This window comes from Limosilactobacillus reuteri (assembly GCF_013694365.1).
In the GTDB taxonomy this organism is placed as follows: domain Bacteria; phylum Bacillota; class Bacilli; order Lactobacillales; family Lactobacillaceae; genus Limosilactobacillus; species Limosilactobacillus reuteri_E.
Map to the genome: position 1 here is coordinate 1,179,476 of NZ_CP059275.1, position 7,342 is coordinate 1,186,817.

Consider the following 7,342-nt stretch of genomic DNA (forward strand, 5'->3'; position numbering starts at 1 on the left):
TGAATCCGATGACGAAGAAGAATGATTATTGGGCTGATCGTATTGCTCGGGAACGTAAATGGCAAGAAGAGCAATTAAGTAAAGATGCTCAATTTAATCAGCGCCTTCAACAGTATTATGATCAAGCAATTGTCCAGATTAATAAAGACATTGAAGATCAGATAAATTCTTTAGCTGTCCGGAATAAAGTTTCTTATGCTGAAGCTCAAAAAGAAGTGTCCACTACCGATATTGCTGATTATGAAACAGAAGCTAAGAAGGTAGTTCAGGAAGCTAATCTTTTAAGAGCACAAGGGAAGCATGTTACTTACAACGATTTCTCTGATGAAGTTAATGAACGATTGAGGAATTATAATACGGCAATGCGATATAACCGATTAAATTTATTGAAATCTAAAATTGGTTTATCGATGGTTGAAGCCGGAATGAATATTGACGCTGATATGCAAGCTAAAATTGGTAAAGATTATACTGATGAGCTAAAACGTCAGTCTGGTATTCTAGATCATTCTACCGAAAATGCTTCGTTTTGGACTTCTAAAGATGTTGCAAAACAAGTAATGAAACAAATTAATGGAGCAACTTTTAGTCAACGAATTTGGGCTAATCAAGATGCTTTGAAAGCTCAACTTGATACGGTTATCACCAACGGGATTTTAACTGGTAAGAATCCGCGAGTTGTAGCAAGACAATTAAGAGATAAAGTAAAAACCACTGTTAAGAATCACAGTTATGTTACTGAACGTATTGCCAGGACAGAATCAGCACGGGTTCAATATTCTGCTCAAATTGAATCAATCAAAAAGAATGGTTATCAATTTGTCCAATGGATTGCGGAGCCAAGAGCCTGTGATGAGTGTCGAAAGATTGCGACGCAAGATAATGGCTTTGGTGATGGTATTTATCGAATTAATAAAGTTCCTAAAATACCAGACGATACTCATCCTAATTGTCGTTGTTCAATTAGTGAGACGTGGGTTGACGATAAGGATGATAATTTAATTTCTGCTAACAAAACAAAAAGTTTTGACGAATTAATGAAAGCTAATCTGAAATCACTTCACGAGCAAGAAATTATTCAATTAGGTTCAAAAATTTATGAAACACTAGCTAAAAGTGGTAAGGAGTTATCTTCACAAATAAATGTATTGCAAAAGAATTTTCAAAGCATTAACAAATCATATGATGCTGGGAAATTTAAGTCATACGATGATTATTTAGAAAACTGGCAGCTAAATGCTGATGCTATTAAACTACTTAGTAATCAATATGCGGATAACGTCACTCAAGAAATACAAAAATATCGTAAAGTTGGTGGAACTAAAATTAAGTTCCAGTCACGTTCGTCTGTACCGCTTAAAAAAATGATTCAAACGGCGTATGACCACTATCCAACGGATTGGGCCAGAAATGCTGAAAGCCGTAATACATTAAAAGTATTAAACGTAAAACGTGGATATTACTCAGACTCTCAAGCAATTATTGCAGCTAATAAAGATGACTATAATGCTCAAAGCACCATGTACCATGAGCTAGGACATCGTGCTGAACATTCCAATCCAGAAATTATGCGATTAGAGCAAGAGTTTTATGAGCGTAGAACAAAAGACGAGAAGCTTCAACCATTGAGTAAGTTAACCGGAAATAAAGCTTATGATAAATCAATGGAAAAAGCTCGACCTGATGATTTTAATAATCCTTACATGGGGAAAGAATATGTTGATTCCTATGGAAAACATTATGGTTATGAATTGTTAAGTATGGGCGTTGAAGGAATTTATCAAGGCCGTTATAATTTATATGAAGACGAAGATATGGCTAAGTTTATTTTGGGGCTTTTGTTAAAGGGGTGAATGGAAACAGTAAACGGTAAAGGACAAATTTTAGATGGCCATATTTTTATCTATCCAGCTGATGAAAAAGAACTTGATCCGCATGATTTACTGTCGTTCATGAGAAGGAATATTCAGTATGCTAAGGATTACAAGCATAATATGCAAATGTATCTAGGTAATCACGATATCTTGGATCAACAGCGGCGGATGTATGGACCAGATAATCGGCTAGTAGCAAATTTACCGCATTATATTGTTGATACTTATAATGGATTCTTTACTGGAATCCCACCTAAGATTACTTTAGATGATAAGAATGAGAACGAAGCATTACAGCAATGGAATGACACTAATTCGTTCCAGGACAAATTGAGTGAAATTAGTAAGCAAACGGATATCTACGGACGTTCGTTTGCTTTTATTTATCAAGATGAGAACGCAGACACTTGTATTGCTTATGCTTCTCCTACAGATGCCTTCATGGTTTACGATGATACGGTTGCTAGAAAACCTTTTGCTTTTGTTCGTTACTGGAAAGATACTGAAAGCGGCTTATGGACCGGAATGGTTTATTACGCTAATAAAATTAAAACCTTCAAAGGTAGTGTTGTTGAAGATTCAGATCAAAACAATATGTATAATTTAGTGCCAGCAGTTGAATTTTATGGAAATGAGGAGCGGCAAGGTGTTTTTGATAATGTTAAAACATTAATCGATGAATTAGACCGAGTATTATCACAGAAAGCTAACCAAGTGGAATATTTTGATAATGCTTACCTTAAAATTCTTGGTCTTGATTTAGATGAGGATAGTGATGGTAGACCGGATGCTAATTTAATTGGTAATCAAATGATTTATTCGCCTAATGCTGATGCTGCTAATGCCGATGTCGAATTCATTTCAAAACCAGATGGTGATAATATGCAAGAACATATTATTGACCGGCTTATTTCAATGATTTACCAGGTAAGTATGGTTGCTAACCTTAATGATGAAGCGTTTGCTGGTAATAGTTCTGGGGTGGCTTTGCAATATAAGTTACTTCCAATGCGAAATATGGCAGCTAATAAAGAGCGTAAATTTACTCAGGCACTCCGGAAGTTATATCGAATAGTGTTTAGTGCTGATCAAGTAGTCAAAGATAAGGATGCCTGGCAAGACTTGCTCTTTGATTTCAAACAAAACTTACCGATTGATGTTTCTGAAGAAGCTGATACTTTACAAAAACTATCAGGGGTTGTGTCAAAAGAAACTGCATTCCGAAATAGCCGTTTAATTGATGATCCTAAAAAGGAAGTTGAGCGTATGCAAAAAGAGAAGCAGGAAGAAATGAATCAAGCACTTCAACATTCTGCTTCTGCTACAGATCAAATGCTAATGGATGATCAAAAAGAAAACGATAAAGAAGTAGTTGGTTTCCGGAAGAACGGTGAATCCGATGACGAAGAAGAATGATTGGTACTGACTTATGGCGGTGCATCTTCTGGTAAATCTCATGGTGTGGTACAGAAAGTTGTACTTAAATCACTCCAACACTGGAAACATCCACGTAAAGTGCTATGGCTTCGGAAAGTTGATCGAACAATTCAAGAATCAATCTTTGCAGATGTAATTGATTGTCTATCTAATTGGCAACTTCTACCTCTGTGTAGAGTAAATAAATCAAACCGTACTATTCATTTACCGAATGGTGCGGTTTTCTTGTTTAAAGGGATGGATGATCCAGAAAAAATTAAGTCGATTAAAGGATTGTCTGATGTGGTGATGGAAGAAGCATCTGAGTTTAATCAAGATGATTTTACGCAGCTTACTCTTCGTCTACGTGAACCTAAACATAAGAAACGACAATTGTTCTGTATGTTTAATCCAGTTAGCAAGTTGAACTGGACATATAAGCAATGGTTTGATCCGAAAGCAAGGGTTGATTCGGAACGAGTATCAATTCACCAATCAACTTACAAGGATAATCACTTTTTGGACGCTGATAACATTGCAACGATTGAGAACTTAAAACAAACCAACCCGGCCTATTATAAAATCTATACGCTAGGTGAATTTGCCACATTGGATAAGTTGGTCTTTCCTACCTTTACTAAACGTCGATTATACCCAGAAGAACCACAGTTGCGTGACTTGCCTGATTTGTTTGGCTTGGACTTTGGGTACAGCAACGATCCTTCTGCTTTTACTCATTCCAAGATTGATATGAAAAATAAACGTTTCTATGTTCTTGAAGAATACGTCAAAAAGGGAATGCTCAATAACGAAATAGCCAATGTAATTAAACAAATGGGTTATACCAAAGAAGTTATCACGGCCGATGCTGCAGAACCAAAGTCAATTGCTGAATTAAAGCGTGATGGGATATATCGTATTCGACCCGCAAAGAAAGGGCCGGACTCAATTATTCAGGGTATTCAGTTCTTACAGCAGTTTGAATGGATTGTTGATGATCGTTGTGTCAAAACAATTGAAGAATTGGAAAACTATACATACAAGAAAGACCGAAAGACTGGTGAATATATCAATGAACCTGTTGATGCTTACAACCACTGCATCGATAGTTTGAGATATGGAAGTTCTGAATATAACGGAATGGCTAGTCCAAAGGCAACTGTAATGAAAAATATTTATATTTAGATGCCAAACATCAAACTAAATTTTCCTAAACCATACAACGTTTTCAATAAACAAATTTTTGATAACTTGTTTGATTACAGTCATTTCGTTGAGATTTGGTACTGATTGAGTGAAAAACTATCTAAGAAACAACAAGCGTGGTTAGATTTTTATTGTAGTGTTAGTAAAATGAACGCCACTGATGCTGCACGAAGAGCTGGTTATAAAGATCCGTATAAAAGCGGATTTGAAAACTCTAAAAAACTCCAACAACAGATATCTCAGCGAATGAAAGAACTTCAAGAAAAATCAGGTGCTTCAATTATGAGCCAACAGGAGCTTGCAGAGTTCTTTTCTAATGTGACGATGGGGAAAGAAACTGAAAAGGTTGTTACAAATACTGGTAAGGTCGTTGAGGTTCCTGTATCGATGAAAGATCGCATCAAAACGGCAGAGTTGCTAGGCAAATCCTATGGTATGTTCGTTGATAAGAAAGAGGTCAGTGGTAACTTAGATATCGAAATTGGAATGGGCGAGTATGATGATGAATAGGTGAGTAGTATTACTAAAAAATTAACACAGAAGCAACAACGATTTGTTGATGAGTACATTATTTCGGGTAATGCTACTCAGGCGGCAATCAAGGCGATTGGTAAATCGATTGTTGATCCGAACATGAGACGATTGTGGGCTTTGAAGGAATTGGCAAAAAGATATACGATGAATTATTCTTCACGGGTTAGACCGATAAACTGGAACCGATGTGTAGATGCATTGGCTGTTATAATTTCAAAAGGTGCTAATAAATACCAAAAGATAGCTGCACGCGAGATTTTGTTTATCTATTTAGGCAAGAAGGCCACATATGATTTGATTGAAAACGATGCTGTAGTAACTAGTCGTAATGACGAATTAGTAACCCGTTGGAAAAATAAATGTTTGAAGCGTGATTCATACACTTGTCAAGTTTGCGGCAGTAAAAGACATCTATGTGTACATCACGTCTCATACTGGTCTGTTGACCCAATTAATCGGATAAATACGGATAACGGAATTACGTTATGTAATGAATGTCATGCTAAGCAACACGCTGGTGAACCTGTTTATAAACTCATTATGTCAGGCGGTGATAGTTTTGAGTGAATGATTGTTTTAGAAACTATACATCATATAAACGTTACTTATAATTTAGGAAACTTAGCTGATTGGTTGAGTGCCATTGCAACTCTTGCGGCTGTATTTGTCTCACTCTACCTTGCCAATAGGAAACCAAAACCTTTTTTAGTAATAAAATCAGCTTATTTTCCAGAAGAGAAAGATAAAAAAATGCCAGACGGGGTTGTTTTTAAAGGAGTAAAAGAGCACATTGTCGTTTTGATAGAAAATGATAATGACTATCCTGTAGCAATGGTCCCTCAAAATCATCACAAGATACTTAAACCGGTTTTTGGCATTAATGAAAATACATTATACATAGCAGGTGGAAATGCAAAAAGAAAAACTAGATCTATGGAAATTGAAGCTTTAGACAATTTGATTTGGAAACAATTCAAGATTCGTGATATTTACTCTAATGCTGTGTACAGATTTAGATTTATAAAAAAAGACGATGAATGGATAATACTATATCCATTAAGATTGAAAAACTATATAGAAGTGATTCGGTGTATAGTAAGTAAAATTAAAAACTAAATGCAAACAGATTTGAACTTAGATATAGATTGTTTGAAAACTGCACGGAAGGTTACTGAGTTTCTTGAAAAGAAGCTGGATCGCTATCTAGCTTTATCCGGGAAACAACGATTTGATTTGAAGTCACCAGGAATGGACGGAATGCCTAAAGCGCCTAGTCATGGCAATGGAAGTGAAAGTCGAATGCTAAATATTTGGTTGGCAGAAGAAGTAGTCGATTGTGTGGGTTGTTCAATGCGAAACATGACAAAGGAATCGCAACGGATATTGTTAAGTCGTTATTCAGACCAAATGTTGACGTACAACATTGCCAGGGAATTAAGTATTAGTTCATCAACATATAGTCGAAAACAAGAGAAAGCATTGTGTGAATTTGCTGATCGATTTGAATTTCAATTAGTTAAGCATGGTATTCACACTGAAATAGAGGACTTACATGTTTATCCAGATGAGGAATGAATGACATTTGAAGAAGCATTAAAGCACGAAGAAAATAATGAACCTGTTATTTACAACAACCGAAAATATTATGTGGTTGGTTATAATAAATCGGCCGATATGTTTACTATTCGGGAAGTTAGTGGTGATCCACTATTTACAGTACCGATTGATGCTAAAGTGGAGGAACTATCATGAATGAAAAAAGGTTACAGAGAATTAAGCCATAAGGAATTATTATCTATCCAAATTGGGTTAGATACTGGAGAAAAAGATTTTATTGAGGAAGACGATGACGGACTAGAATGGTTTCCGGTATTTATACGCGATCGTAAGGAAGGCGGAGTAAAAGCCCAATTCCTTACTGACGTAGATACAGATATCGATCATCCATTCAGAATCAAATATGAGGAGAAAGATTAAATGCTAAAAAATGAATTACAAGAGAAACTTACTAAATTAGATTCACATTTAAGCTGTGAAATTATTACAAAAGACAATACAAAGGCCAAATTAAATGGTGACTTTGTGCAATTACAGCAACAATCTGCCGGTGATGTCATAGTTAAATATGATGGTGAACCTGTGCTATCTATGATTGAAGTTGATGGGACCCCTGCAATTAAATTAGAAGTTGGTTACGTAGATAAGCCTAATTCAAAGATGTTCGCTAACTTAATTGAGCTATGTGGAAGTTATCTTCCTGATAATGAGGAGGAAGAGTAAATGAAACCCTGTTTGAAGATCTTTTTTGATGG

The 7,342-nt window shown here is 35.8% G+C and carries 10 protein-coding genes and 1 pseudogene; all 11 read left to right on the top strand.

Features of this window, described 5'->3' with window-relative positions; genetic code table 11:
- Positions 1 to 8 precede the first annotated feature (8 nt).
- The 11 genes and pseudogenes from HHK02_RS12620 to HHK02_RS06960 all read left to right on the top strand — a co-directional run bounded on the left by HHK02_RS12620 (position 9) and on the right by HHK02_RS06960 (position 7,310).
- The gene (locus HHK02_RS12620) at positions 9 to 1,853 is read left to right on the top strand and encodes a minor capsid protein (protein ID WP_229270435.1); all 1,845 of its coding nucleotides are present in this window, start codon (positions 9 to 11) and stop codon (positions 1,851 to 1,853) included.
- Entirely contained in the window at positions 1,854 to 3,290 is a 1,437-nt protein-coding gene (locus HHK02_RS06920) for a phage portal protein (protein ID WP_181462215.1), read from the top strand.
- Complete coding sequence (locus HHK02_RS06925; RefSeq protein WP_181462216.1) at positions 3,291 to 4,475, top strand: PBSX family phage terminase large subunit; 1,185 nt, start codon at positions 3,291 to 3,293, stop codon at positions 4,473 to 4,475.
- Between the two features lie 105 nt (positions 4,476 to 4,580).
- Positions 4,581 to 5,006 carry a terminase small subunit gene (locus HHK02_RS06930; protein ID WP_181462217.1) on the top strand — a complete coding sequence of 142 codons (426 nt, stop codon included), beginning with the start codon at positions 4,581 to 4,583 and terminating at the stop codon, positions 5,004 to 5,006.
- Positions 5,007 to 5,102, top strand: a pseudogene (locus tag HHK02_RS13115) (terminase small subunit); the annotation flags it as partial.
- Between the two features lie 72 nt (positions 5,103 to 5,174).
- Positions 5,175 to 5,597 carry an HNH endonuclease gene (locus HHK02_RS06935; protein ID WP_225429500.1) on the top strand — a complete coding sequence of 141 codons (423 nt, stop codon included), beginning with the start codon at positions 5,175 to 5,177 and terminating at the stop codon, positions 5,595 to 5,597.
- On the top strand, positions 5,598 to 6,146 hold the full coding sequence (locus HHK02_RS06940) for a hypothetical protein (protein WP_181462219.1): 549 nt from the start codon (positions 5,598 to 5,600) through the stop codon (positions 6,144 to 6,146). It abuts the gene before it with no gap.
- Positions 6,147 to 6,605, top strand: coding sequence for an ArpU family phage packaging/lysis transcriptional regulator (locus HHK02_RS06945; protein WP_181462220.1), 459 nt, complete (start codon positions 6,147 to 6,149; stop codon positions 6,603 to 6,605).
- Positions 6,606 to 6,782, top strand: a complete 177-nt coding sequence (locus HHK02_RS06950; protein WP_158227615.1) for a hypothetical protein — start codon at positions 6,606 to 6,608, stop codon at positions 6,780 to 6,782.
- The gene (locus HHK02_RS06955) at positions 6,783 to 7,007 is read left to right on the top strand and encodes a hypothetical protein (protein WP_181462221.1); all 225 of its coding nucleotides are present in this window, start codon (positions 6,783 to 6,785) and stop codon (positions 7,005 to 7,007) included. It abuts the gene before it with no gap.
- Positions 7,008 to 7,310 carry a hypothetical protein gene (locus tag HHK02_RS06960; protein ID WP_181462222.1) on the top strand — a complete coding sequence of 101 codons (303 nt, stop codon included), beginning with the start codon at positions 7,008 to 7,010 and terminating at the stop codon, positions 7,308 to 7,310.
- Positions 7,311 to 7,342 lie beyond the last annotated feature (32 nt).